Annotated in this window: 1 protein-coding gene; it reads left to right on the top strand. The window is 69.1% G+C overall.

Annotation, left to right across the window (positions count from 1 at the left end):
• Window positions 1-427 (top strand): DUF11 domain-containing protein (locus IB230_RS19630; RefSeq protein ID WP_192274565.1); only part of this gene is annotated, 427 nt, incomplete at both ends.

The raw sequence follows: 427 nt of genomic DNA, 5'->3' as shown, positions 1-427 counted from the left end.
CAGTGGTCACGACGGTCACGGCACCGAACCTGGTGATTGCCAAGAGCGGTCCGGCGACAGCGGTAGTGGGCACGGCCTACAACTACGTCGTCACGGTGACCAACAACGGCACGGCGCCGACGACGGCGGGCGCGACGATCACTGACGTCGTGCCTGCGGGCCTGACGATCAATTCGGCGACCGGCTGCACGATCAGCGGCCAGACGGTGACCTGCCCGGTGGCGGCGGGTCTGTCGAACGTGGCGCCGGGGAACACGGCGAGCTTCACGATCAACGTGACGCCGACGGCATCGGCAGCGGCCAGCGTGTCGAACACGGCGGTGGTGACCGGCGGCGGTGACCCGGACTGCGTGGGCACCGGCTGCACCACGCCGCCAGTGGTCACGACGGTCACGGCACCGAACCTGGTGATTGCCAAGAGCGGTCC

The sequence above is a fragment of the Pseudoxanthomonas sp. PXM01 genome, from assembly GCF_014851815.1.
Classification (GTDB): domain Bacteria; phylum Pseudomonadota; class Gammaproteobacteria; order Xanthomonadales; family Xanthomonadaceae; genus Pseudoxanthomonas_A.
This window is presented reverse-complemented; position numbering and strand designations above follow the sequence as displayed.